Below are 23,109 nucleotides of genomic sequence, written 5' to 3' on the forward strand. Positions count from 1 at the left end.
CTTTCTATCCGCTATTATATACCGAATCCGCCGGAAGTAAAACCTTCTTTTTGCGAACCGTCCAATTTCCGGCAAAAGAGCTTCTTTTTGCCTTGTCATTTTCCGGGATATTTGCTAAGATAGGCGATGTACGCAAAAGAATAACATTTTTATGAAAATAAAGGAGTCAGATTATGATCAGTACCAGCAATGTGACGCTCCGCGTCGGCAAGAAAGCTTTGTTTGAAGATGTAAATATTAAATTTACGGAAGGGAACTGCTACGGCCTGATCGGCGCCAACGGAGCCGGCAAGTCCACTTTCTTAAAAATTCTCTCCGGCCAGCTGGAGCCCACCAAGGGCGAGGTCGTCATCACACCGGGAGAACGTCTTTCCTTCCTTCAGCAGGATCATTTTAAATATGATGAGTATCCGGTCCTTGACACCGTCATTATGGGAAATGCCCGCCTCTACGAGATCATGAAAGAAAAAGAAGTGATCTACGCCAAGGAGGATTTTACGGACGAAGACGGTATCCGGGCCAGCGAACTGGAGGGCGAATTCGCCGCCATGAACGGCTGGGAGGCAGAGTCCGACGCCGCTTCTCTTTTAAATGGCCTTGGCATCGGCACCGAGCTTCATTATGAAACGATGAAAAATTTAAATGGTCCTGAGAAGGTAAAGGTTCTTCTGGCACAGGCTCTTTTTGGCAATCCGGACATCCTGCTCCTGGACGAGCCCACCAATCACCTGGATCTGGACGCTATCGCCTGGCTGGAGGAGTTCCTCATTAACTTTGACAACACTGTCATCGTGGTCTCCCACGACCGGTATTTCTTAAACAAAGTCTGCACCCAGATCGCAGACATCGATTATGGCAAGATCAAGCTCTACGCCGGAAACTATGACTTCTGGTATGAATCCAGCCAGCTTCTGATCCGCCAGATGAAGGAGGCCAACAAGAAGAAGGAAGAAAAGATCAAGGAGCTGCAGGAGTTTATCTCAAGGTTCAGCGCCAACGCCTCCAAATCCAAACAGGCCACTTCCAGAAAACGCGCGCTGGAGAAAATCCAGCTGGACGAGATCCAGCCTTCCAGCCGGAAATATCCTTACATTGATTTCCGGCCAAACAGAGAGATCGGAAATGAAGTGCTGACCGTGGACGGCCTTTCCAAAACCATTGACGGCGTCAAGGTACTGGACAACATTTCCTTTACCCTGAACCACGATGACAAGGTGGCTTTTGTAGGAAGCAATGAGCTGGCCAAGACCACCCTCTTCCAGATCCTGACCGGTGAACTGGAACCGGACGAAGGGACTTACAAGTGGGGCATCACCACATCCCAGGCTTATTTCCCCCTGGACCACGGTGCAGAATTTGAAAACAACTACACCATCGTAGAATGGCTGACCCAGTATTCCGAGGAAAAGGACGTAACCTACGTCCGCGGCTTCCTGGGCCGGATGCTGTTCTCCGGCGAAGACGGCGTCAAGAGAGTCAGCGTTCTCTCCGGAGGAGAAAAAGTGCGCTGCATGCTGTCCAAAATGATGATCTCCGGAGCCAACGTGCTGATCCTGGACGAGCCCACCAACCACCTGGACATGGAGTCCATCACCGCTCTGAACAACGGTATGATCAAGTTCCCGGGTGTGATTCTTTTCACCTCCCGCGACCATCAGATCGTCCAGACGACGGCCAACCGGATCATGGAAATCGTGCCGGGCGGCAAGCTGATCGATAAGATCACCACCTATGATGAATATCTGGAAAGCGATGAAATGGCAAGAAAACGCCAGACCTACTCGGTACAGACCGAGGAGGAAGATTAGATTCCGAATCCGCTTTATCTGAAAAAAGGCTCTTCCACAGACGACTTTCTGTCCGTTCTATGGAAGAGCCTTGATTTTATATTTTTCTTATCTTTGTGCAATCTCCTGGCTGGTTTCCTCCAGAACCTGCTCCATTGTTTTCTCTCCAAGGCACTCCTCACCGGCTGCCTGAAGGATCACTTCCCGGATCTCCGGATTCGTATACTCTGCTTTCACAGCATTCTTGATCCTGTCTGTCAGCTGCTCTGCCTGCTCCTTGGTAAGATCTTTCCCCATTACATCTATCATCTCCGGCTCTTCTCCGTAACCAAAAGAACTGATCGTAAAGATCTCCTGTTCACCCTGCAATAAATCTTCCAGGATCTTCTGATTTGCCGGAAGCATCAGAAGATCCTGCCTTTTTTCTGTCAGACCTTCTGTCAGCACATAATCAATAAAGGTTCCGGCCGCTTCCATCTGGTCAGACCCGGCTGTTACGCCCAGGATCATCTGATCCTGGTAAACCAGCTGTCCGTCTCTTTCCAGATATTCATATGCAAGTCCCTCTTCAGAGGCCAGATAATTTGCAGCCTTTATTCCATTCACATTTAGATAAGGCGACATCACAAAAGGAAGCTTATCATAATATATCCACTCCACTGCATTATCCATAGAGGAAATCTCTCTGTCGTCTCCAAATCCATACTCCGTATTATCCTCTTCAAACGAATTACCGGACAGCGCAAACAGCTTTTCCAGATGTACAAACAGATTCTCCAGATTTTGCTGATCTACGGAGCCATCCTCTTTGAAGCAGGCCGGAATATCTTTCAGATAGATGACATTTGCGGCCTCTGCCAGATTATAATCATTTACAGCAAATGGAAGTCCTTTTTCTTCCGCATAATCAAGAAGCTGATCTACATCCGTAAAGGCGTTGACAGCCTCTGTTTCCCCGGTTATTCCATAAAGGGAAAATCCGCAGGGGACTGCAAACTGTCCTTCTTCATCTTTATAAGGTTCCAGCATATGGGAAAATACGTTTTCTTCCAGTGTCTTCTGATCCACCACATCCTTCAGATCCACAAGAAATTCTTTCTCCCTGTATGATTCCGCATCCAGTCCGTCCAGTACGATAAGATCCGCTCCTTTTCCCTCTTCCAGCTCGGCAGAAAGAAGATTTATCGCCTCTTCTCTGGTCTTCCCATTTTCTTCGGTACTGCCATATCTTATCTCAACAGATATATCCGGATATTTCTCATGAAATCCATCGGCCAGAAACTGAACATTCCCGTCTTCTGTCAGAGAATAAACCGTCAGAGTTTTCCCTTCCGTATCCGGATTGTTTTCCGGCTTACTTTCCTCCTCTTGTTTTGAACAGCCAGCTCCCAGACATACCATTAGGATGGCAAGACCACAAACTCCAAATAGTCTTTTCATAGTGTCCCTCCTCTTTTTGCATTTTCCGTTAATTGCTTTATGCTGCCGCATAAATCTTTTGTTTTATTATACTATACACATTTCCCTATTTCAAGCTATATTGTAATTACAATTTTATTATTTGCTTTATTATTATTTTTTTAATCTATCATTAGTTAATGTGTGATAAAAAACCGCAAAGATACCTGTCTTTCCATAGACATTCATTTACTTTTATGCAATAATTTAATTACAGATTATATTTATAAGGTGTTGATGAAAGTATATGAAAAAACGTATTACAAAAAAACAACTGGAAATCATGAAAATTTTATGGAGCAGCGATAAACCTCTGATCGCATCAGAAATCCTGAAAAGAAACGACTCATTAAACATCAATACTGTACAGGCCTGCCTGCGCGCTCTGGTCAACAAGCAGTTTATCAAGGTGGCCGATATTGTTTACAGCGGTACAGTTCTTACCAGGAGTTATACACCACTGGTATCCAGGGAAGATTTCCTCGAAACAGCCTGCCAGGATATTATAGGGAAAGCAAAAGTCTCCTCACTCATTGCCTCTCTGATCGATACAGAAACCAATCTGAGTGAGTTAGAGGAATTAGAAAAACTGATTGAACAAAAGAAAGAAGAATTAAAATCAGGAGAAAAATAGCATGAATATGTCTTTGTTTGTCCATAAATTATATTTCATTCGGTCCATTCTTAACTTGTTTAATCATTACTTTTGTTCTGATTATATATTTGCATATTATCATCCACCACTCTTCTTTCTTTAATGAACGCTTAATAAAAATCTCTATTATCAGTATCCTGTTAATTCTGATTCGCATGGCAATTCCTATCAATTTTCCTTTCACTTACACTATTTATTCCTATCATATTTTGCCAGGGTTGTTAGAATTTGCCAGATACCCAAACGCAGAAGCACAAATACGCATCGATACAATTATGTTCTTTATCTGGCTGGTTGTTGCTGTCATATTATTGACAAGATTTCTTTTTCGCTATATCCATTTAAAAAAGTATCTTTCCAATTACTATGTGGAACATACTCCATTCTGGGAGGAAACGACAAGCTCCCTGCAAGCATACTACAATAAACCTTTACAAATTGCTAAAATACCTCTCTGCATATCTCCATCTGTTTGCGGGTTGTTTACCCCTGTTATCATTCTGCCAGATACTTTGAATCTTTCTGAAGATGAAATTAAATATATCTGTTTCCATGAACTTGCTCATTATCAAAAACATCATTTATGGATTATCTTTTTCATGGAGATTATTTGTTGCATTCATTGGTGGAACCCCTTTGTCCACCTCATGAAAAAGGAACTCTCCTTATTTTTAGAATTATCGAATGATTTTTATCTTGTAAATCATATTCCGGGATTTAATATTCTTGATTATGCTTCTTTGATTAAGAAAACTGCTAAATTCATTCATAGTTCAAAAGAGAAAAATTCTACCAGTCTTTTGAGTTTTACTGCAAAATCTCCGTCCGTTTTAACTACAAGAATTCATTTCCTTTTAAAACAGTCCAACTCCGAATATCGCCCCAAAAGGTATGCGTTGTTTTTGCTCTACTTTACTATGTTTATTTCCGTTTCTCTTTCTCTCTTTATTGTTCCGGAATCCAATTTAAAAGAGATCGAATCAAATGACACAAGTATGGGCGTTACAATAGAACCTGACAATGCCTATATTTTAGACAACGGTAGTTCATATCAAATTTATGTTGATGGAAATTTTTTTGTTGAACTCGATGAAATTCCAGAAGATTTTAAAAATCTTCCAATCTATAAGGAAGATGTAGAAGGCGAAAATTAATTTTCTTGACAAAATCCAATATGGGACTTATACTCCTTTTAAAGTCTCATATTGGATTTTTATTATGGAGGAATTTTCATGGATCAAAGTGTAAAAACTCAGAATTTCCGGCTCCTTCAGACCGCTAAACGGCTGAATGAGCAGTATCATATCTACGCGGTCTCCCGCGGTCTCTCCGACCCGGCCGCCAACATCCTTTATACGCTCATGGAGCCGGACGGCGTGATCACCCAGAATGATCTGGCAATCATGTGGTGCTATCCCAAGCAGACGGTAAACTTTACCATACAGGGGCTTGTGAAAAAGGGCTATGTGCAGCTGGAGCAGCTTCCCGGCGGGCGCAACCGCAAGTCCGTATCTCTCACAGCCAAAGGACAGGCCTACTGCCGGGAAGTCCTGACGCCCCTCATCGAAGCGGAGGAGCGGTCTCTTCTGCGGCTGTCAGAAGAAGAACGGGCTCTGATGGTGGAGCTTGGAGAAAAGCAATGCGCCTATTTTGAAGACGAGATCCAGAAAATGACAAAGGAGAAAGAGCAGGCTTAATCTCATGAAAACAATACTTTCTTTCTTAAAACCTTACCGGAAACGGCTTCTTTTCATCTCTCTTATTATGATCGCGGATGTAGGAGGCTCTCTTCTGGTGCCCACAATTACCGCCAATATGATCAACCTGGCTGTCAGTCAGGCTGACCTTTCTGACATCCTGGTCCAGGGGATCTGGATGCTTGGCATCGCCCTTTTATCCGGCGGCCTGACCCTTCTTGGAAGCTGGCTGTGCGCCAGACTCTCCGCAGACTTTGGACGGGATCTTCGTGTTGCGCTTTATGATAAGACTCTGTCCTTTTCCACCACAGATTTTGAGACCTTCGGGACTGCTTCCATAATCACACGGACTTTAAATGACATCAATGTCCTGCAGCAGTCCCTTATGAACGTCCTTCAGCTGGTGCTGCCCGTTCCTGTGATGTGTGCGCTTGGCATTTTCTTTTCCTTTTCCATTCACCGGGATATGGGCTTTCTCATCCTGGGAGCCACCTTCCTGGTGCTGGCCGCCGCCCTTCTCATTATCCGGAAGGCCGCCCGCATTTTTGAACTGCTCCAGAGTTTTTTGGACCGGATGAATGTGGTCTTGCGGGAAAATCTGACCGGCGTGCGGGTAATCCGGGCGTTCCGCAAAGAAACCCATGAAATAAAAAGGATGCGGAAATCTTTCGAAGACTACGCCATCTCCGCCATCCAGGCCAATCGTCTGTTCGCAGGCCTGGACTGTCTGGCCACGGTGGTCATTAACCTGACGATCGTTGCCATCCTGTATCTTGGCGGTAATCAGATTGGAACCGGTTCCATGAAGGTGGGCGACATTACTGCTGTCACCGAGTATGCCATCTGGATCCTTTTCTATGTGATGATGGCCCAGATGGTGATCCTGCTGGTGCCAAGAGCCATGACCTGTATGCGCCGGATCTGTGCAGTGCTGAACCATACGCCGGAGATCAAAGACGGAACGGGGCAATCCGGTAGCGGCGCAGGTCCGGAAATCTTCCGATTCGACCATGTCTCCTTCCGGTTTGCCGATGCAGATGAAAATACCCTCTCAGATCTGTCTTTTTCCTGTGAGAAGGGGAAAACCACGGCTATCATCGGCGGTACTGGAAGTGGAAAATCTACCATCGCCAAACTGCTGCTCCGGTTCCATGACGTGACTGCAGGACAGATCACTTTAAAGGGAACCGACATCCGCAGTCTTCCCCAGTCGGAACTGCGAAGCGCCATTTCCTATATCCCCCAGAGAGCCTGGCTCTTTTCCGGCACCATCGAGGAAAATCTCCGCTATGGCAATCCGGACGCCACCAGAGAGGATCTGATCCGCGCCCTGAAAACCGCACAGGCGGATTTTGTACTGGATCTGCCGGGCGGCCTGAAAAGCCATGTATCCCAGGGCGGCACCAATTTTTCCGGCGGCCAGAGGCAGCGCCTCTCCATCGCCCGGTCTCTGGTAAAACCAGCCGATCTCTATGTGTTTGACGACAGTTTTTCCGCCCTGGACTTTCAGACGGACGCCGCGTTGCGCCACGCGCTGCAAGAAGAGATCACAGAAGCAGGACTTCTCATCATTGCCCAGCGGATCAGTACTATCCTTCACGCCGACCAGATCCTGGTCCTGAATGAGGGACAGATCGCAGGGATCGGCCGGCACGAGGAACTGATGGAAACCTGCCCGATTTACCGGGATATCGCCCATTCTCAGATGAAAGGAGGAAACTAGGCCATGTCAGAGAATCAGAACCAGGAAACTACCGGCTTTTTGGAAGAAGAGGCCCTGAAGATCCGGGATGCCAGATCTACGCTTCTGCGATTCTTCCGTTCCATCGGCAGACAGAAAGTCCGTCTGCTCATTGTGCTGCTCTCTGTGGCCTGCTACACCGCCTTTAATATCGCGGCTCCCCTCTACAGCGCCCGGGTGGTGGATCTGATCTGGAACCGGGTGCAGGAAATGTGGAACAAGGGCCAGTCATTTCACATCACCTGGGAATACGGCGGAAGGCAGATCTTTCTGCTCCTTCTTCTCTACGGGACCGGCGCGCTCTTCTATGTCCTGCAGAACTTCCTGATGGCAAGTTTTGCGGAGCGCTTAAGTCTGCAGCTTCGAAGCGAAGTAGGAGAAAAACTGCAGCGGCTCCCCCTGTCCTTTTTCGACGGCCATCAGCCAGGACAGGTCATGAGCCACATCACCAACGACCTGGATAAAATGTCGGAAGCCCTGCAGACCGGAATGATCCGCTTCTTTGTAGCGGTAGGGACTGTCATCGGCTCCATTGTCATGATGTTCCGGTTCAGCGTGACGCTGACCCTGGTCTTTTTATTCTTTACCGGCATCACACTGCTGTTAACCCGGAAGCTGTCACACTATACTTTGCAGACCGCTATCCGCAGACAGGAAGCGGTGGGTGCCTTAAACGGCCTGGTGGAAGAATCCTACACCGGCCGGGCCGTGATACAGGCCTTTCAGCAGGAAAAAGAGAGTCTTAAAAAAGTCACTGACGCAGCCAATGACCTGGCAAAAGCCTCTCGGGATGCAGATTTCCTGATCAGCGCGATCAATCCCGGCATCCGCATGATCAACCGCTTTGGCATGGTAGTCATCACCGTCCTTGGCGGCGGTATGCTGCTTCGGGGAACCATGACGCCCGGCGTCTTCCAGGCATTTTTCCAGTATATCAACCAGGCCGGGGAACCCATCACAGAGCTTTCCTATATGCTCAATTCCATGCAGTCGGCCCTGGCCTCTGTGGAAAGGGTCTACACCCTGCTGGATGAAGAAGAGATCTCCTCTGACCCTGCCGATCCTGCCCTTCCATCAGACCCGGTCCGGGGATCCGTCTGTTTTTCCCATGTCCGCTTTGGCTATACGCCTGAGCGGATCCTCATGCAGGACGTATCCTTTGAGGCCCGCCCTGGTCAGAAGATCGCCATTGTAGGGAGCACAGGCGCAGGCAAGACCACCCTGGTCAATCTGCTGATGCGCTTTTATGAAACAGACGGCGGACAGATCCTCTTAGACGGCCAGGACACCGGCTCCATGACAAGGGCGGATCTTCGCGGAGCATTCGGCATGGTTCTGCAGGACGCCTGGCTCTTTGAAGGCACGATCGCAGAAAATATCGCCTACGGAAGGCCGGACGCTTCCAGAGAAGAGATCATAGCAGCCGCCAAAGCTGCAAGAGCCGACTTTTTTATCCGCACCCTGCCCCACGGCTACGAAACAGTCTTAAGCAATGACGCAGACAACATTTCCATCGGCCAGCGCCAGCTTCTTACCATCGCCAGAGTCTTTCTCTGTGATCCGAAGATCCTGATCCTGGACGAAGCCACATCTTCTGTGGATACCCGTACGGAACTGGAGATCGGAAGCGCCATGCAGGCGCTGATGCAGGGACGCACCAGCTTTGTCATCGCCCACCGGCTCTCCACCATCGTAGATGCGGATCTTATCCTGGTGATGCAGCACGGAACCATCATAGAGACCGGAAACCACCGGGAACTTTTAAATGCAGGCGGAGCCTACGCCAGATTATATAACAGTCAGTTCGCGTAAAAAAACGCAGGAGGCAAAATGTCTCCTGCGTTTTCTGCTATATATGCTCTTCTTACCGGATCCTTTCCGGGAATCCGATCTTCTTTTGCACCTTCCTCAGAGTCTTATTGGCAAAATAGCCTGCTTTCTCTGCATTTGCTTTGATGATGCCGTCAATATACGCCTTATCCTTTTCCAGACGGGCCGCCTCGTCCTGCAGTGGCTTCAGAACTGCGCAGACAGACTCGCCCACTGCCATCTTAAAGTCGCCGTAGCCCTTGCCGTCAAATTCCTTGACTACCTCGTCCGGCGTCTTGCCGGTGCAGGCGCTGTAGATATTGATCAGGTTCTTCACGCCCGGCTGCTCGTCCCGGTACAGGATCTGCGCCTCAGAATCTGTCACCGCCCGCTTGCATTTACGCATAATCGTGTCCATATCATCCATCAGGTAAATGCTGGCATTGGGATTTTCATCGGACTTGGACATCTTCCTTTCCGGATCCTGCAGGCTCATGATCTTTGCGCCCACCTTGCCAACATACGCTTCCGGGATCGTAAATACGTCGCCATAAATGTTGTTAAACCGTTCTGCAATGTCTCTGGTGATCTCCAGATGCTGCATCTGGTCGATTCCCACCGGCACCACGTCCGCCTGATACAGCAGGATATCCGCTGCCATCAGCACCGGATAGGTGAAAAGTCCGGCGTTGATATTGTCCGCATGTTTTGCCGCCTTATCTTTAAACTGGGTCATCCGGTTCAGTTCCCCCATGTAGGTAAAGCAGTTTAAGATCCAGGCCAGTTCTGCGTGGCCGGATACATGGGACTGGTAGTAAATGCAGTTTTTCTCCGGATCCAGTCCTGCCGCAATGTACAGAGTCAGCAGCGCTCTTGCTCGTTTTCTTAAGGTGGCAGGGTCCTGTCTTACGGTAATGGAATGCATATCCACTACGCTGTAAAAGCACTCGTACTCATCGCTTAAGGTCACCCAGTTCTTTAAGGCTCCCAGATAATTTCCAAGGGTCAGGTTTCCTGTGGCCTGCATCCCGCTGAATAATACTTTCTTATCTCCGATCATGATTCTCTCCTCCTGCTGCTTTTATTTTTCATCCGCCCAGGGATCCTTTACATTTTCGTAATAGATCACATTTTCCGAAAGGATCTCAGGCACGCCGTCTCTTACCTCGACTTCTGTTACTGCACAATTTCTGTGCACGCCATCGCCCCAGTACCGGGACAGGGGCTCCTCTTTGATATTATTTAACAGACCCGCCAGCGCAGCCCCGTGGGTGGTGATCAGGATATTCAGTCCCTGATACTCCGGCTTCTGATAAAGATCTGCAAGAAATTCTCCGGTCCGTTTCTTCACGTCCGCAAAGGACTCTCCGCCTCTTGGCGGCTCATATCCCGCCGGATCGTCAAAAAACTTATGAAATCCCTCCGGCAGTTCCCAGCCTTCCCTGGAACAGCATTTCCCTTCGTAATCGCCAAATGCCATCTCCATGAGCCGCGGCTCGTCCAGGATATTCACATTCCGGCTGCCAAGAATGATCCTGGCTGTTTCCTTCGCCCGGCAAAGAGGGCTTGTCATGCACAGGTCAAACGGCACATCCTTTAAACCTTCCGCCGTCTTTCTCGCCAGGTCTCTTCCTGTCTCATTCAACGGGATGTCCACCTGCCCCTGGATCTTTTTTCTTGCGTTCCAGTCGGTGATCCCGTGTCTTACTAAATATAACTTCATCTTCTGCCTCCTAATACACACGAAATAAGTATACCACACCCTGTACCACTTTTACATAGTAAAATGCAGTAAAAAATGTTATACTGAAAAAGAATTGATTACGAGAAGGAGCATAAAAAATGAAAAAAATCAAAAGCTTTACGGTAGACCATCTCCGCCTGGTGCCCGGCGTGTATGTGTCCCGCGTTGACTATGTAAATGCATACCCTGTTACGACCTTTGACCTGCGTATGACAAGCCCCAATGACGAACCGGTCATGAATACCGCCGAGGTCCACACCATCGAGCACCTGGGCGCTACTTTTCTGCGCAATCATGAAACTTATGCAGATAAGACCATTTATTTTGGCCCCATGGGCTGCCGCACCGGTTTCTATCTGATCCTGTCCGGCGAATATACCTCCGCCGATATCGTGCCGCTGATGCAGGAAATGTTCAGTTTTATCGCGGATTTTGAAGGAGACGTGCCGGGAGCCGCCGCAAAAGACTGTGGCAACTACCTGGATATGAACCTTCCCATGGCAAGATACCTGGCCCGGAAATATCTGGACGAGGTATTGACTGATATCAAGAAAGAACAGCTGGTTTATCCTGAATAAATTTCAAAGGCCGCCTGAAAATGGCGGCCTTTCTACAAATAATAATTTTAAATCTACTTCCGGAGCATCCACTTCTTCATCTGTAAGAGATCCTTTTAGATATATAATTTCACGTTTTAATTCTCTGCTGTTCTTTTGTGATGGATCGAGTACCAACAGTAAATCAATATCACTGTCCCAGCTCACTTCTCCTCTGGCTGCACTCCCATACAAATATGCTTCCAATTGTCATTGCTCTCCCTCCATTTCTTTTAATAATTATATTATATCACGCTCAATTTCAATCTGGCAAACTTTCATAGCTTCCAATGCATTTTTATGGCTTTCCGGCGTCACTCCCGCACAACATGCGGCATCTACTTTCACCGGCACTTCCGGAAGAAATGCTTTGACGATCATGGCGTTGGAGATCACACAGATATCCGTACACAAACCGATCAACGTAATGGACTCTATCCCCAGTTCTCCCTGTTTTTTCAGGTCATCATCCTGTGCCTTTAATAACTGTCCAAGCTCACAGCTTCCAAAGGTCGGCTTATCAAGAGGCGCTTCCCCGGCTTTTTCCACCCGGATCGCTTCGATCTGCGAGGCCAGTTCCCAGCCTTTCGTTCCCCGGATGCAGTGTGGAACCGGCAGATTTCTTCCCTCCTGAGTCTCCAGGTAATTTTCTTCGTGGGTATCTCTGGTATAAAGAACCCTTCCGTCAAACTGCCGGATCTTTTCCACCACACGAGGCACGATGCTCACGGCCTCTTTGGTTCCAAGAGCCCCATCGATAAAATCATTCTGCATATCCACGACCACCAATATCTTCATCCGTCATCTCTCCTATTCTTTACTCCATATTTCCCGGAAACCTGGGAATGCCGTCAATTCCCTGTTTCAGATCTTCATCTGTGGGAATATAGTCTGTCATCTCTCCATTATGGAACTTCTCATAAGCCATCATATCGAAATATCCGGTGCCGGTCAAGCCGAAGACAATGGTTTTCTCTTCTCCGGTTTCCTTACACTTCATCGCCTCGTCTATGGCCACCTTGATGGCGTGGCTGCTCTCCGGCGCCGGCAGGATGCCTTCTACTCTGGCAAATGCTTCCGCCGCCTGGAAGACTTCCACCTGGCCGACGGATCTGGCCTCCATATAACCATCTGCATACAGCTGAGACAGGATGGAACTCATACCATGATATCTGAGTCCTCCGGCATGGTTGGGCGAAGGAATGAAGCCACTTCCCAGAGTATACATTTTCGCCAGCGGACACACCATGCCCGTATCACAGAAATCATAGGCATAGACGCCTCTGGTCAAACTCGGACAAGAGGCTGGTTCTACAGTGATAAACTGATAATCTCTTTCCCCTCTCAGCTTTTCTCCCATAAACGGGGAGATCAGGCCTCCCAGGTTGGACCCGCCTCCGGCACAGCCAATGATCATATCCGGCACGATTCCGTACTGGTCAAGCGCAATCTTTGTCTCCATGCCAATGATGGACTGATGCAGCAGCACCTGATTTAACACGCTTCCCAGTACATACCGATATCCTTCGTTCTGCGTGGCTGTCTCCACCGCTTCTGAAATTGCACATCCCAGGCTTCCGGTGGTACCCGGATGCTCTGCCAGGATCTTCCTGCCGATTTCCGTCTCCATAGACGGCGACGGCGTCACGCTTGCTCCGTAGGTCCGCATCACCTCGCGGCGGAAGAGAGTTGCCCCATGTTCTGCTCTACCTCTCGTACCGCCTTTGCCGCCGCGTCATGGGCGGTCATAATATCCGCGATTTTCTGTTCAAGATCGCTGTAATACTCAATCTTGTTTTCCGTCAAGAAATTAAAGGTTTTTGCGGCTTGTTTTAGATTATGGATTTTAGCCCACCTTTCATAGCCTGCCGATCCAAAACTTCATTTGGATATTCCTCTTTCGGTTTGCCATAAGTGCAGCCGCCTTTCTTGGTATGGATAAGGGTTTGGGAAACTCCCAACAAGCGGTTTTTGCAAATGGGTACTCATTTGCTGTGCTTGCTATCTACTCCATATCCCATTAGAAAGGCGGTATTTGTTGCGCGTTCCCTTGTCTTTGACGCAAAAAAAGATTGCAGCGGCCATGCGCTGCAATCTGCCATGTAGAGGGATTATTCCTCTGTTCTTTCGACTTCCGTTATTTCCTTTGCCGTTGCGGTTATAATCCGTATTCCCGTATCGCTCATACCGTTCAGCAGTTGATCCAGTTGTAACCGTTGCGTTGTCTTTTCGGTATCGCTTGGAAAAAAGAATTGATCGACGGATATATGGTAACGGGTTACAAGATCATAGAACACTTGTAAACTCGGCTGCCGCCCATCATTTTCAATATTCGCAAGATAGCGCGGAGAAATATATAACTCGTCGCAAACCTTTTTGCGGCTCTCTCCATGCTCATTCCTTGCGGCCTTGATAGCAGCCCCGAAAGCCGTAAAATCATATAGTGGTGTTGGTCTTTTCGGCATATTCATTCACCCTACTACATTTTACAGTTCACCTTTCCTTTGAGATATGCGTACATAGTTCCTATTATTCACGCAAATAAATCATATAATGTGATTCAAAAATTACCTATGATCCCCACTTGACATTCTGCCACAATTTTTATAAAATAAACTCATAGAGTAAAATAAGTTCATTTTGTGAGGTGTAAAGGTATGGCCTATGAAAAAAAGGCTTTAGAAAAAACGATTTTGGATATTACGGAAAGACAACTTTTTCGCTATGGCTATAAAAGTTTGAACTTGAATGAGGTTGCTAAAGAAGCCGGGATTAGCAAAGTAACGCTTTACAAGATTTTTGATAGCAAATACGAAGTTACCAGCCGAGTGATTAAAAGGATCCTTGAAAACTCTGATTTGGAAATGTCCAATTTATTACAAAGCGAATTACCATTGCAAAGAAAAATCGAGCAGGGTATAAAAATTATTTCTTCCCTTTATCTGAAAATGGATAAAGACTTTTTGTATGATTTAGAGCATAGTCTACCTGAACTTTGGCAGCAGATAGATGATGTAAGAAAATCAAAAGAGGAAATGATAGCGCGCTTGCTTACAGACGCACAGAATGGTGGAACAATTCGTGAGGACATGGACGCTAAACTCTTATCGACATTGATTATGGCACTTATCAGGGGTGTATATAATCCTAATTTCTTTTTCAACCACAATGTTTCCGCTGATACTGTCGGAAGCATTATTGTAAATATCTTCATGGACGGAATCTTAAAAGATGAATGACAATCTAAGTGAAGAAAGGATCGGTGTAATCTATGTCAGATATTGATAGGGAATATACCATATGTCTTAAAGATGTCGATAAGACTTTAGGCAAGGTAAAAAGAATTGACTGTATCAATATGGAAACCGAGCCGGGAAAGATCTATGGTCTTATCGGTCCCAACGGTGCAGGAAAAACTACGCTTTTTAATCTTATTACAGGTCTATATAAGCCGGACAACGGAACAATTCGCGTTGTTGGACTTGATCCTGTTAGAGATTATAAAGAAACAAGGCGACAAATTGGCTTGCTCCCACAAAGCACAGCTCTTTATCCTGAACTTTCAGCAAGAGAAAACTTGCGTTTTCATGCCGCTTTATATCTTCCGAAAATGCAAAAGAACATAGAAAAGAGAATAGACGAAATATTAGCACTCGTGGATCTTTCGGAACGCGCAGATGAACCTGTCAAAAATTATTCCGGAGGTATGAGCAGGCGGCTGGGAATTGGTCGCGCTTTATTGAATGACCCACAAATACTTCTTTTGGACGAGCCGACTTTGGGCGTAGATGTTCAAAGTACCCACAGGATTTATGAGTATATTCGGAATCTGAAAGATAACAACAAGACAATTATTGTCGCAACAAATATCATGGCAGAAGCAGATGCTCTTTGCGATGAAGTGATTATTATTGATCGTGGTAAAAAAATATGTGAAGGTGCTCCCGCTAAACTTAAATCCGAATTAGGGACGGGAACAATTCATCTTGTTCCTAAACCATGTGAGTGTTTCCCAGAAGAAATTATCAAAGAAAAAATTGGAGACTTCAAAAATGATAATGGAGAAATCATCATCAATGCGCCAAAAGGTGAACAGGATTTAGCGATTGTATTAGGAAAACTAAAGGATGTCATAGAAATTGAAAGTGTTTCACTTCTTAAACCAAGCCTTGATGATGTGTTTCTGCACTACACAGGTAAGAACTTGAGAGATTAGGGGGGATATTATGCGTATTATCTCAATCATATCAAAGGAATTAAAATGTGTGAAAGAAGATATTTCGTTTAATTTGGCTACGCTTATTTCCCCGCTTCTATTTTTGCTGGCGTTTTCTTTGATGTTATCATCAGGAATATTGATTCCGGTCCAGACTTACCCCGGATCAGATTCCAGTGATTTTCTGAAATCCATGGAGAATTACCATGCGCCGGACGGGACAGCGTATTTTGAACTGCATACAGCAGCAGAAAAAGTGCCGCCAACCAATGCGGAAAGTAATCTGATTGTCATTGAGCAGGAACCGTCTGTAAACGGCGATCTTATAACTGGAGAAATTACCCATTACATAAACGATGTGAATGAGAATATGACAAAAAACTTCCGCAATCGTTTAAGTGGAGCAATCGTAAACTATGTGGAAGATTTAAGGCCAAGTGGTAATGTGACAGTAAACGAGATTACAATGTACGAGCAGGACATTCCTTGGGACACAGGATTTGGTGTGAGCGTACTTGTATTTGGGCTTATGCTTTCGGGTTTAGTATTCGGTATGTTATCCATTACGAGCGAATGGGGAAATCATACAACACAGTTATTAAAACTCACACCATATTCCTCTAAAGCAATCGTCATAGGAAAAATTATTGCCAATGTCATTAAGTGTTGTGTTTCCGGAATTGCGTTTCTTGCCATTTTCTTTATGATTTCAAGGGCTTTTCCGATACATCTTATTTTCTTTATAATTTCTATCCTTTTGGTTTATGGCATTTTTGCTTGTTTGGGAATGTGCCTTGGAATCTTCATTAAATCGTCTTTGACAGCATTTTTGCTTTCCCTTGTGTCAGCACTTGTTCTTTGGGTTGGCGGCGGCGGTTTCGGTCCACTTTCTTACTATGGTGATATTGCAAACTTTTTAGGAAAGATCAATCCTGCCACTTATGCGATAGATATTGTCCGTTGGTGCTACTTTAACGGAAATACGCAGCTTGCGGGAGGATTCACTATTTTAGGTATAGCCTTTATTGTTGCCCTATTTTTGATTTTCTCCATTTTTACGAGATGGACGCGCAGAGAGGAGGCTATGTAATGAGAGTATTTGCAGCAGAATTGAAAAAATTATTGATACTCTTTAAGGCTGATCCCAAGTCGCTTGTTGCTGGTATTATTGCGCCAACAATTATTCTGATCGTCTTTGCCTTTACATTCGGGGATTTCACATCATTAAAATTGGCCTATGTAAATGAAGATACAGGGGTTTATGGAGAAGAATTAGAAACAGCAGTATTTACACAAATCTCTCCGCTTGGAGATAGGCCGTACTTTGAGGAAACTGAAACCGACTATGAAACAGCCATGGAACTCTATCAGCAGGGCAAAATAAATGGCGTTATTATTGTTCCCGAAACTTTTAGTGCAGATTTAGAAGATGGGAAAAATACCAACATTGATTATATTTTTAACAACTATAATACGGATATGGCAAAAAACTTGCGTTTGTATCTTAAAGAGGGGATATTGGATTTTTACCGTTCTACTGATTCTAATTTACAAATTGAAGTGGAAGAAGTCCTTAATGTGGAAACGCAGCTACATTGGTTTAACATCATTGCAATCGCTGTTTTTCTATTAGCCTTTTTGCTTGGATCTATGTTCAATATGCTGTATCTGTTTTACAAGGAAAAAGTAGATGATACCTTGTATGAATACAAGCTGTCACCTAACAGTATATGGTCGTCTCTATTTGCAAGAGTTGTTGTTGCGCTTTTGGCCGGAACGATCACAGCAAGTATCAACGCTGTTTTGGTATATTTTATAACGGGGATCAATCTTGCAGCCTTTTTACCGGGCATGATCTTACCGCTATTGATATTAGGAATGACCTATGTGTTTTTCGCAGAAATTATTGCGTTACTTGCTAATAGCTTCAGCGGCGCAGCCGTTTTTACCATGGCTACAACAGTGGTGTTGTGGTTCCTTTCAGGGGCAACCGCTTCTATTAAATATTCTACTGGCATATTACGGTCAATCGCGTTAGTAATCCCCAACACATACGGATTAAGTCAGATTCGAGGTGTTGTATTCAGCATGGATCCGTCAGTTGGAGGAATTTTAGGTACGAAGGAAGGCTGGCTTATTATGCTTGCCTATATGCTCGTTTCTATGGCTTTGGCGTTTTATGTTTACAGGAAAAAACTTGCACGAATGGTGGGATAATTTGTGGAGGATAAGCAATGGATATTGTGTCCAGTCTGCGGCAGCAAGACAAGGCTTCAAATACGAGAGGACACAATACTAAGAAATTTCCCATTATACTGCCCAAAATGTAAACAAGAAACGCTGATCGACATTCAAGAATTGAAAATATCCGTTATCAAAGAGCCGGACGCACAGACGCAGAGCCGATAACACGCAAGATGAAATGCGGTTATCGGCTCTTTTATTTTTGTAAATGCAACCGCCGTTTCTTCTCTGAAAAGTAAAAGGCGGAGTGTGATGTTGTTTGCCCTTATAGATACGGCGGTATCGGGGAGGTATCGTCGTGTTTCTTTTTTTACAACATAATTCGACAACTATTTACTTGTCAAAAAAAGCCTTGATCCTCATGTGGGATATTCCGGCTATGGAGGTGAACTGTCAGAACATCTAAATACTGCTCACATTTCCTTTGTGCTCGTCCGCGTCTTGCGGGCGGGCGCATTTTTGCTTTTTCTGCAATTCTTTTTTGAGCAGAGAAACAAAACACCTCTTTCCACTTGGATAAGGAACGAAAGGGGGCGAGAGGACAAGCCCTTAAACCCCGTCCTCTACTCCACGCGGGAAGGAGGTGAACTCTATGGAGCAATCTTCTTCCTACAAGAAAACGATACAACATCAGTATGACGCATTGGCGAAGAAAACCCTAAAAGGCGAAGCGAAGAATTATTTGATCGAACTTGCCAAACGCGCAACACGCGAAGTATGTTTTTCGGAACTATGCGAAAGCGAACTCAACCGGCTTTATGTACTGGACGAGTACGAAAGCGATTTTATCCGTTTTCAAGTGTCCGGCTATGATGTGTTCGTCAGAAATGCGCTGCTTGGGGAAGCATTGGAAACCCTGTCCGAAAGAAAGCGTAACATCGTCCTTTTATCCTATTTCTTGGATATGAGCGACGCGGAGATCGGCCAACTGCTGAATGTTGTACGCTCAACGGTTTTCCGGCATAGGAAAGCCGCCCTTGCGAAAATCAGACAGTATATGGAGGGAAAAGCAGATGAAAACCAATAGCAATACAAGACTTTTTACGAACAGAAATACAGAACTGACCGTCCATATGTTAAAAAACTATGTCGTTAAATTAAACTGGTGCATCACTAATTTGAAACAACATTTTCCGGATGATTCCAAAACTTTTCCGCCTGAGTTTGAAATTATGGAACGCGCAGTCTTTGGAATCCAGAATTACTGTGACCGGATCAAAAAGTATTCCCAGCAGCTGACGATCGTAGAATCCTGGATCCCTGTTACAAAGCTGTATCCCTTTGATTCTGCAGATTCACTGACAAAAGGAAATACTCTTTCCTGCCATTTAAACCCGGAGATTTACCTGTTCTGTGATCCTTTGCTTCTCCATGAAGTCTTTCACAATCTCCTTTCCAATGCTGTGGATGCGATCCAGGCAACCGGAAATACTGGAGAAATCTTAATCATGGACTATATTGATACGCAACGGCACAAATACCAGATTACGGTGCAAGATACGGGAATTGGGTTAAAAAAAGAACAATTGGAACATATTTTCGAACCTTATTATACGACTAAAAATACGGAAACTAATTTTGGCCTCGGACTTCCTTACTGTATGAAAATCATGCGGAAACATGCAGGCAACATTGAAGCAGACACCATTCTCCATGGCGGAAGCCGGTTTACTCTTTCTTTTCCTCTCAAGAGGATATGTAAAAAGGGGGATCGCAGAAATGAGTTCTGAGAAAAAAATCCGAATCCTGTTAATCGAAAATGATATTGATTTTGTTTATCTGATTCGAAAGACAATTGAACAGACGGATGATCTTACGTTTTGTACCTATGCAGAGAATGGATATGCAGGATTAGAACTTGCGCGCAAATTAAGGCCCGACATTGTACTGACCGATCTGAATCTTACCGGAAATAATCTGGATGGAATCGAGGTGTCAAGGCAGATCCGATTGTCTACAAACGCAAAGGTTCTTTTGCTGACTTCATTTGAAGATCCGTCAATTGTCATTTCTGCCAGTAAAAAATCTTTTGCATGCGGATATATCTTTAAGAGCCAGTGTCAGAATCTCTGCGGGATCATTCGCGAGAGTGCCACAGGTATTACCGTCCAGGAACGCTTTATCCAGGAACTGATCCTGAAGGATCTTTCAAGCGCCGAGCGTTCTGTTTTTGATATGATGCTGGGAAGAAATGTGGATATCTTATCTTCAGAAAAAACTATCGCCAATCAGAAAACCTCTGTTTTTAAGAAACTGGGAATTAAAAACCAGCAGGAATTACAGCATATTTTTCAATTATAAAAGGACCGGGTACACAATCCCGGTCCAATCTATTGATTAAGCTAATTTTGCTTTTGCAGCTTCTGCCAGTGCTGCAAATCCTTCTGCATCATTGACTGCCATCTCAGCAAGCATCTTTCTGTTCATATCGATGTTTGCCAGCTTCAGTCCGTGCATGAACTTGCTGTAAGACAGTCCGTTCATTCTTGCCGCAGCGTTGATACGTGCGATCCACAGCTGACGCATCTGGCGTTTGCGCTGCTTTCTTCCTGCGTAGGAAGAAGCCAGAGCTCTCATGACAGACTGTTTAGCTACTCTGTACTGTTTGGAGCGAGCTCCTCTGTATCCTTTTGCCAGTTTCAGTGTTCTGTTATGTTTCTTCTTTGCGTTTAATCCGCCTTTAATTCTTGCCATCTCTTATTCTCCTCCTTCTATCCTGCCGATATCTTACAGATACGGTAATACTTTCTTCATGTTCTTTACGTTGGTTGCATCTGTAACAGTCGGTTTTCTAAGATTTCTTTTTCTCTTGGTAGATTTCTTAGTTAAGATATGGCTCTTGTAAGCTTTATTTCTAACTAACTTTCCTGTACCTGTCTTTTTGAAGCGCTTTGCAGCAGCTCTATTTGTTTTGATTTTTGGCATAATAAGCTCCTCCTTAAAAATGTAATGTATTTTTAACGTCTTTCAGTTAAAACCATGCTCATGTTCCGGCCTTCCAGTTTTGGCGCTTTTTCTACAACAGCCACATCCTCCAGAAGTTTTGCAAAATCATCCAGGATGTGCTTGGTCTGCTGTACGTGGGCCATCTCACGGCCGCGGAACCGCAATGTGACTTTTACTTTATTGCCCTTGCTGATAAATTTCTTTGCATTGTTGACCTTGGTATTTAGGTCATTTGTCTCGATATTCGGTGAAAGACGAACTTCCTTAACCTCAACCGTCTTCTGTTTTTTCCTGGCTTCCTTTTCTTTTCTGGCAAGTTCGTATTTGTACTTGCCGTAATCGATGATCTTGCATACCGGCGGCTGTGCCTTCGGCGCGATCTTCACCAGGTCAAGCTCTGCCTCCTGGGCGAGCTTCATCGCCTCTCTGGGAGACATAATCCCAATCTGTTCTCCGTCCTGTCCGATTACACGGACTTCCTTGTCACGGATCTGTCCGTTGATCATTAACTCGCTAATTGCCTTATACCTCCATTAAACAAAAAAATAAGTGAACAGTTCGAGACTATCCACTTACATATCAGCATAAAAAACGTCATCTGTGATATCCGTTTTTTCTACACAATATCGAACCAATAGTCACCCGCTTGTGCTATGGTGAGAGTGGATACTCTACTTTCTTTTTCATACAGGTATTAATTTAGCACATGTTTTCCGTGCTGTCAACCGGAAAATGCTTTGAAAAGCACTTTTTTTGCCGGGGGCCGTTTCCCGGCCTCCTACAGCTTGAACCAGCCCATGGCATTTGCCACGGAACTGAGCAGGATCAGTACCAGAAATACCGGCGTGATCCACTTGATCATCACAGTAAAGAGCTTTTCTCCCACAAATCTTCCGTCTGTCACCTTTACTTCGTCTGCAATGGTCTTTGGCTTCACAAAGAATCCTACAAAGACGCAGGTAAAAAAGGCTACGATGGGCATCATCACGCTGTTGCTGACAAAGTCCATGATGTCCAGGATGGTCATGCCCGCCCAGGTGATAAAGGACAGTGTTCCAAATCCGAGGGAAGACGGAATTCCCATAACAAGCGCCAGAACCGCCACAAAGATACAGGTGTTTCTTCTTCTCCAGTGGAACTTGTCCTGGAAAATAGACACAATGGTCTCCATCAGAGAAATAGAGGACGTCAGCGCCGCAAAAATAACCAGCAGGAAGAAGGCCGCTCCCACCGCATTTCCAAAATGCATGGTGTCAAATACCTTCGGCAGGATCACGAACATCAGGCTCGGCCCGCTCTGCAGCATCTTCGGGTCTCCGCCGGAAAAGACGAACACCGCCGGGATGATCATCAGCCCCGCCAGAAATGCGATGGCCGTATCAAAGATCTCGATCTGCCGCACGGAACTTTCCAGGTTGGTGTCTTTTCTCATATAAGAGCCGTAAGTCACCATGATACCCATGGCAAGAGACATGGAGTAAAACAGCTGTCCCATGGCTGAGAGCACCGTCTTTACTGACACATCCGCCATGTGTGGCTGTACATAATAAGCAAGGCCTTCCATGGCTCCGTCCATCATCAGGCAGTAGATCGAGATGCCGACCGCCAGGACCACCAGCACAGGCATCATAAATTTGCTGACTTTCTCAATGCCCTTCTCTACACCAAGGAGCACGATCACAGCAGTCACGCCAAGGAAGATCAGAAACCATCCCAGCGGTTCAAACGTGCCGCCCACAAAACCGGTAAAATAATCGTCTCCTGCAGCCGCATGGGCGCCGCCTGTCAGAAATACCGTAAAGTATTTCACCACCCATCCGCCGATCACAGAATAATACGGGAAGATAATGATCGGCACCAGAGCTGCCAGAACCCCCAGAAATCCAAACCTGGAATCCAGAGCCTTAAATGCTCCGATGGCGCTAAGTCCTGTCTTTCGCCCGATGGCCACTTCCGCGATCATCAGAGAAAATCCAAAGGTAACCGCCAGGATCAGATAGATCAGAAGGAAGGTGCCCCCTCCATATTGCGCGGCAAGATAGGGAAACCGCCAGATATTCCCAAGTCCAACCGCCGAACCGGCAGCAGCCAGGACAAATCCCAGCTTGCCGGAAAAACTGCTTCGCTTGTTCATTTGTAAATCCTCCTCACTCTCACAAGTCCTTTCCTCTCATTCACATACATGTGTTTTATTATATAGAAGAAACGCTGCCAAC

General features: G+C 45.6%; 25 protein-coding genes and 1 pseudogene. 15 read left to right on the plus strand and 11 right to left on the minus strand.

Annotation, left to right across the window (positions count from 1 at the left end):
- Positions 1–173 precede the first annotated feature (173 nt).
- Positions 174–1,808, plus strand: coding sequence for an ABC-F family ATP-binding cassette domain-containing protein (locus tag H6A13_RS07720; protein WP_204909033.1), 1,635 nt, complete (start codon positions 174–176; stop codon positions 1,806–1,808).
- A gap of 87 nt (positions 1,809–1,895) precedes the next feature.
- On the opposite strand, the gene H6A13_RS07725 is transcribed toward H6A13_RS07720, so the two are convergent.
- Positions 1,896–3,227: an ABC transporter substrate-binding protein gene (locus H6A13_RS07725; protein ID WP_204909034.1), complete on the minus strand. Its 1,332-nt coding sequence runs from the start codon at positions 3,225–3,227 to the stop codon at positions 1,896–1,898.
- Between the two features lie 265 nt (positions 3,228–3,492).
- Between H6A13_RS07725 and H6A13_RS07730 the strand changes: the two genes are divergently transcribed.
- The 5 genes from H6A13_RS07730 (at position 3,493) to H6A13_RS07750 (ending at position 9,150) form a co-directional block, all read left to right on the plus strand.
- Positions 3,493–3,879 (plus strand): BlaI/MecI/CopY family transcriptional regulator, encoded by a 387-nt coding sequence (locus H6A13_RS07730; protein ID WP_204909035.1) that lies wholly within the window; start codon positions 3,493–3,495, stop codon positions 3,877–3,879.
- Positions 3,880–4,055: 176 nt separating this feature from the next.
- Entirely contained in the window at positions 4,056–5,054 is a 999-nt protein-coding gene (locus H6A13_RS07735; protein WP_204909036.1) for a M56 family metallopeptidase, read from the plus strand.
- Between the two features lie 78 nt (positions 5,055–5,132).
- Positions 5,133–5,597, plus strand: a complete 465-nt coding sequence (locus H6A13_RS07740; protein ID WP_204909037.1) for a MarR family winged helix-turn-helix transcriptional regulator — start codon at positions 5,133–5,135, stop codon at positions 5,595–5,597.
- A gap of 4 nt (positions 5,598–5,601) precedes the next feature.
- Positions 5,602–7,320: an ABC transporter ATP-binding protein gene (locus H6A13_RS07745; protein ID WP_204909038.1), complete on the plus strand. Its 1,719-nt coding sequence runs from the start codon at positions 5,602–5,604 to the stop codon at positions 7,318–7,320.
- 3 nt (positions 7,321–7,323) lie between these two features.
- Positions 7,324–9,150 (plus strand): ABC transporter ATP-binding protein, encoded by a 1,827-nt coding sequence (locus H6A13_RS07750; RefSeq protein ID WP_204909039.1) that lies wholly within the window; start codon positions 7,324–7,326, stop codon positions 9,148–9,150.
- 52 nt (positions 9,151–9,202) lie between these two features.
- Here H6A13_RS07750 and trpS read toward each other — a convergent pair whose 3' ends face one another.
- The gene (gene trpS, locus H6A13_RS07755; RefSeq protein ID WP_204909040.1) at positions 9,203–10,207 is read right to left on the minus strand and encodes a tryptophan--tRNA ligase; all 1,005 of its coding nucleotides are present in this window, start codon (positions 10,205–10,207) and stop codon (positions 9,203–9,205) included.
- Positions 10,208–10,228: 21 nt separating this feature from the next.
- Entirely contained in the window at positions 10,229–10,870 is a 642-nt protein-coding gene (locus H6A13_RS07760; protein WP_204909041.1) for a histidine phosphatase family protein, read from the minus strand.
- 119 nt (positions 10,871–10,989) lie between these two features.
- Between H6A13_RS07760 and H6A13_RS07765 the strand changes: the two genes are divergently transcribed.
- Positions 10,990–11,469 carry an S-ribosylhomocysteine lyase gene (locus H6A13_RS07765; protein WP_204909042.1) on the plus strand — a complete coding sequence of 160 codons (480 nt, stop codon included), beginning with the start codon at positions 10,990–10,992 and terminating at the stop codon, positions 11,467–11,469.
- Between the two features lie 3 nt (positions 11,470–11,472).
- On the opposite strand, the gene H6A13_RS07770 is transcribed toward H6A13_RS07765, so the two are convergent.
- The 4 genes and pseudogenes from H6A13_RS07770 to H6A13_RS07785 all read right to left on the minus strand — a co-directional run bounded on the left by H6A13_RS07770 (position 11,473) and on the right by H6A13_RS07785 (position 13,952).
- Positions 11,473–11,694 (minus strand): nucleotidyltransferase domain-containing protein, encoded by a 222-nt coding sequence (locus H6A13_RS07770; RefSeq protein ID WP_204909043.1) that lies wholly within the window; start codon positions 11,692–11,694, stop codon positions 11,473–11,475.
- A 33-nt stretch (positions 11,695–11,727) separates the two neighbouring features.
- On the minus strand, positions 11,728–12,285 hold the full coding sequence (locus tag H6A13_RS07775; protein ID WP_204909044.1) for a cysteine hydrolase family protein: 558 nt from the start codon (positions 12,283–12,285) through the stop codon (positions 11,728–11,730).
- A gap of 19 nt (positions 12,286–12,304) precedes the next feature.
- A pseudogene (locus H6A13_RS07780) lies at positions 12,305–13,171 on the minus strand (TrpB-like pyridoxal phosphate-dependent enzyme); the annotation flags it as partial.
- A 427-nt stretch (positions 13,172–13,598) separates the two neighbouring features.
- On the minus strand, positions 13,599–13,952 hold the full coding sequence (locus H6A13_RS07785) for a helix-turn-helix transcriptional regulator (RefSeq protein WP_204909045.1): 354 nt from the start codon (positions 13,950–13,952) through the stop codon (positions 13,599–13,601).
- 192 nt (positions 13,953–14,144) lie between these two features.
- Here H6A13_RS07785 and H6A13_RS07790 point away from each other — a divergent pair, with 192 nt between their 5' ends.
- The 8 genes from H6A13_RS07790 to H6A13_RS07825 all read left to right on the plus strand — a co-directional run bounded on the left by H6A13_RS07790 (position 14,145) and on the right by H6A13_RS07825 (position 20,248).
- The gene (locus H6A13_RS07790; RefSeq protein WP_204909046.1) at positions 14,145–14,726 is read left to right on the plus strand and encodes a TetR/AcrR family transcriptional regulator; all 582 of its coding nucleotides are present in this window, start codon (positions 14,145–14,147) and stop codon (positions 14,724–14,726) included.
- 32 nt (positions 14,727–14,758) lie between these two features.
- Positions 14,759–15,703 (plus strand): ABC transporter ATP-binding protein, encoded by a 945-nt coding sequence (locus tag H6A13_RS07795; protein ID WP_204909047.1) that lies wholly within the window; start codon positions 14,759–14,761, stop codon positions 15,701–15,703.
- A 49-nt stretch (positions 15,704–15,752) separates the two neighbouring features.
- Positions 15,753–16,793, plus strand: a complete 1,041-nt coding sequence (locus H6A13_RS07800) for an ABC transporter permease (protein ID WP_204909048.1) — start codon at positions 15,753–15,755, stop codon at positions 16,791–16,793.
- Positions 16,793–17,920, plus strand: a complete 1,128-nt coding sequence (locus tag H6A13_RS07805; RefSeq protein ID WP_204909049.1) for an ABC transporter permease — start codon at positions 16,793–16,795, stop codon at positions 17,918–17,920. Before H6A13_RS07800 ends, H6A13_RS07805 begins: the two co-directional genes overlap by 1 nt.
- A 3-nt stretch (positions 17,921–17,923) precedes the next feature.
- Positions 17,924–18,112, plus strand: a complete 189-nt coding sequence (locus tag H6A13_RS07810) for a cysteine-rich KTR domain-containing protein (protein WP_204909050.1) — start codon at positions 17,924–17,926, stop codon at positions 18,110–18,112.
- Between the two features lie 427 nt (positions 18,113–18,539).
- Positions 18,540–18,974 carry a sigma-70 family RNA polymerase sigma factor gene (locus H6A13_RS07815; protein WP_204909051.1) on the plus strand — a complete coding sequence of 145 codons (435 nt, stop codon included), beginning with the start codon at positions 18,540–18,542 and terminating at the stop codon, positions 18,972–18,974.
- A complete protein-coding gene (locus H6A13_RS07820; protein ID WP_204909052.1) occupies positions 18,961–19,677 on the plus strand; it encodes a sensor histidine kinase in 717 nt (238 codons plus the stop codon). The genes H6A13_RS07815 and H6A13_RS07820 overlap by 14 nt, the downstream gene beginning before the upstream one ends.
- Positions 19,667–20,248 (plus strand): response regulator, encoded by a 582-nt coding sequence (locus H6A13_RS07825; protein WP_204909053.1) that lies wholly within the window; start codon positions 19,667–19,669, stop codon positions 20,246–20,248. Before H6A13_RS07820 ends, H6A13_RS07825 begins: the two co-directional genes overlap by 11 nt.
- Before the next feature lie 36 nt (positions 20,249–20,284).
- Here H6A13_RS07825 and rplT read toward each other — a convergent pair whose 3' ends face one another.
- From rplT to H6A13_RS07845, 4 genes are all read right to left on the minus strand, one after another.
- Positions 20,285–20,641, minus strand: coding sequence for a 50S ribosomal protein L20 (gene rplT / locus H6A13_RS07830; RefSeq protein WP_204909054.1), 357 nt, complete (start codon positions 20,639–20,641; stop codon positions 20,285–20,287).
- A gap of 33 nt (positions 20,642–20,674) precedes the next feature.
- Positions 20,675–20,872 carry a 50S ribosomal protein L35 gene (gene rpmI, locus H6A13_RS07835; protein WP_006441630.1) on the minus strand — a complete coding sequence of 66 codons (198 nt, stop codon included), beginning with the start codon at positions 20,870–20,872 and terminating at the stop codon, positions 20,675–20,677.
- Positions 20,873–20,904: 32 nt separating this feature from the next.
- Positions 20,905–21,399: a translation initiation factor IF-3 gene (gene infC / locus H6A13_RS07840; RefSeq protein ID WP_204909055.1), complete on the minus strand. Its 495-nt coding sequence runs from the start codon at positions 21,397–21,399 to the stop codon at positions 20,905–20,907.
- Positions 21,400–21,671: 272 nt separating this feature from the next.
- Entirely contained in the window at positions 21,672–23,027 is a 1,356-nt protein-coding gene (locus H6A13_RS07845) for a sodium-dependent transporter (RefSeq protein ID WP_204909056.1), read from the minus strand.
- Between the last annotated feature and the right edge of the window lie 82 nt (positions 23,028–23,109).

This window comes from Mordavella massiliensis (genome assembly GCF_016902415.1).
GTDB classification, from domain to species: domain Bacteria; phylum Bacillota; class Clostridia; order Lachnospirales; family Lachnospiraceae; genus Merdimonas; species Merdimonas faecigallinarum.

Bases quoted from the DNA above. Each gene is read 5' to 3' on its own strand.
- infC (WP_204909055.1), bottom strand. From the start codon at position 21,399: ATGATCAACGGACAGATCCGTGACAAGGAAGTCCGTGTAATCGGACAG.
- H6A13_RS07735 (WP_204909036.1), top strand. From the start codon at position 4,056: ATGGCAATTCCTATCAATTTTCCTTTCACTTACACTATTTATTCCTAT.
- H6A13_RS07820 (WP_204909052.1), top strand. From the start codon at position 18,961: ATGAAAACCAATAGCAATACAAGACTTTTTACGAACAGAAATACAGAA.
- H6A13_RS07795 (WP_204909047.1), top strand. From the start codon at position 14,759: ATGTCAGATATTGATAGGGAATATACCATATGTCTTAAAGATGTCGAT.
- H6A13_RS07725 (WP_204909034.1), bottom strand. From the start codon at position 3,227: ATGAAAAGACTATTTGGAGTTTGTGGTCTTGCCATCCTAATGGTATGT.
- H6A13_RS07825 (WP_204909053.1), top strand. From the start codon at position 19,667: ATGAGTTCTGAGAAAAAAATCCGAATCCTGTTAATCGAAAATGATATT.
- H6A13_RS07750 (WP_204909039.1), top strand. From the start codon at position 7,324: ATGTCAGAGAATCAGAACCAGGAAACTACCGGCTTTTTGGAAGAAGAG.
- H6A13_RS07790 (WP_204909046.1), top strand. From the start codon at position 14,145: ATGGCCTATGAAAAAAAGGCTTTAGAAAAAACGATTTTGGATATTACG.
- H6A13_RS07730 (WP_204909035.1), top strand. From the start codon at position 3,493: ATGAAAAAACGTATTACAAAAAAACAACTGGAAATCATGAAAATTTTA.
- rpmI (WP_006441630.1), bottom strand. From the start codon at position 20,872: ATGCCAAAAATCAAAACAAATAGAGCTGCTGCAAAGCGCTTCAAAAAG.
- H6A13_RS07745 (WP_204909038.1), top strand. From the start codon at position 5,602: ATGAAAACAATACTTTCTTTCTTAAAACCTTACCGGAAACGGCTTCTT.
- trpS (WP_204909040.1), bottom strand. From the start codon at position 10,207: ATGATCGGAGATAAGAAAGTATTATTCAGCGGGATGCAGGCCACAGGA.
- H6A13_RS07765 (WP_204909042.1), top strand. From the start codon at position 10,990: ATGAAAAAAATCAAAAGCTTTACGGTAGACCATCTCCGCCTGGTGCCC.
- H6A13_RS07785 (WP_204909045.1), bottom strand. From the start codon at position 13,952: ATGCCGAAAAGACCAACACCACTATATGATTTTACGGCTTTCGGGGCT.
- H6A13_RS07815 (WP_204909051.1), top strand. From the start codon at position 18,540: ATGGAGCAATCTTCTTCCTACAAGAAAACGATACAACATCAGTATGAC.
- H6A13_RS07805 (WP_204909049.1), top strand. From the start codon at position 16,793: ATGAGAGTATTTGCAGCAGAATTGAAAAAATTATTGATACTCTTTAAG.
- H6A13_RS07845 (WP_204909056.1), bottom strand. From the start codon at position 23,027: ATGAACAAGCGAAGCAGTTTTTCCGGCAAGCTGGGATTTGTCCTGGCT.
- rplT (WP_204909054.1), bottom strand. From the start codon at position 20,641: ATGGCAAGAATTAAAGGCGGATTAAACGCAAAGAAGAAACATAACAGA.
- H6A13_RS07775 (WP_204909044.1), bottom strand. From the start codon at position 12,285: ATGAAGATATTGGTGGTCGTGGATATGCAGAATGATTTTATCGATGGG.
- H6A13_RS07720 (WP_204909033.1), top strand. From the start codon at position 174: ATGATCAGTACCAGCAATGTGACGCTCCGCGTCGGCAAGAAAGCTTTG.
- H6A13_RS07760 (WP_204909041.1), bottom strand. From the start codon at position 10,870: ATGAAGTTATATTTAGTAAGACACGGGATCACCGACTGGAACGCAAGA.
- H6A13_RS07740 (WP_204909037.1), top strand. From the start codon at position 5,133: ATGGATCAAAGTGTAAAAACTCAGAATTTCCGGCTCCTTCAGACCGCT.